The sequence below is a fragment of the Streptomyces murinus genome (assembly GCF_002154555.1).
GTDB lineage: Bacteria > Actinomycetota > Actinomycetes > Streptomycetales > Streptomycetaceae > Streptomyces > Streptomyces murinus.
Genome location: NZ_MUNF01001060.1, coordinates 1 through 1,050 on the forward strand (window position 1 = coordinate 1; position 1,050 = coordinate 1,050).

Consider the following 1,050-nt stretch of genomic DNA (forward strand, 5'->3'; position numbering starts at 1 on the left):
GCTCGCCCCCGGGGCGAGCGCGGACACCGGCGTCTCCACCATCGCCCGCGCCCTGCGCTCCGGCCCGGTCTACGTCGACCCGGCCGCCTCCGCCCAGCTGTCCCGCGCGGACGCCGACGCGCTGGCGAAACGGATCAAGGACGCGAACAAACCGCTGTTCATCGCCGTCCTCCCGGCCGGCTACCCCACCACGAACCTGTTCCCCGACCTGCGCGCCGCCACCGGCATCACCGGTCTGTACGGCATCCGGCTCGGCGACCGCTTCGACGCCCGCGCCGACGCCTCCGTGATGTCGCCGACCGCCCGGCAGAACCTGGTGACCAGCGTCCACGGCGAGGACACCAAGGCCCAGCTCACCGACTTCACCGACCGCGCGCTGGCCAACATGGGCGGCCGCGCGCCCCGCAGCTGGCACGCCGCCGGCAGCGGGGCCGGCTCCGGCACCGGCCTGATCGCGGTCGCCGCGGTACTGGTGGCGGGCGCCGCGGGCGCGTACACGCTGGTACGGCGGAGCCGGCGACGGCGCGAGCGGGAGCAGCGGGCCGCCCTGGAGCAGCTGCGGGTGGTGGTGGACGAGGACATCACCGCGTTCGGCGAGGAACTCGACCGCCTCGACTTCCACCCGGCCGAACCCGGCGCGGACGACGCGATGCGCGGTGACTACGAGCGCGCCCTGGACGCCTACGAGAGCGCGAAGCAGCGGATGGCCGAGGCGGGCAGGCCGGAGGACGTCCGGCCGGTCACCGAGGCGCTGGAGGACGGCCGCTTCTCCCTCACCCAGCTGGCCGCGCGCCGCGCGGGCCGCCCGCTGCCCGAGCGCCGCCCGCCCTGCTTCTTCGACCCCCGCCACGGCCCCTCGGTCGCCGACGCCGCCTGGAGCCCGCCCAGTGGCGCCCCGCGCGAGGTGCCGGTCTGCGCCGCCGACGCCACCCGTCTCGCCGACGGCCGCGATCCCGTGATCCGCGAGGTCGACACCGAGCACGGCCGCCGCCCCTACTGGGACGCCGGACCCAGGGGCCGTAGGCGGGTCCGGCGTCCCAGTAGGGGCGG

Annotated in this window: 1 protein-coding gene; it reads left to right on the forward strand. The window is 77.0% G+C overall.

Going from position 1 to position 1,050, the window contains the following annotated elements:
* The coding region (locus CCN72_RS37645; RefSeq protein ID WP_107430323.1) for a hypothetical protein at positions 1-1,050 on the forward strand (1,050 nt) is incomplete at both ends.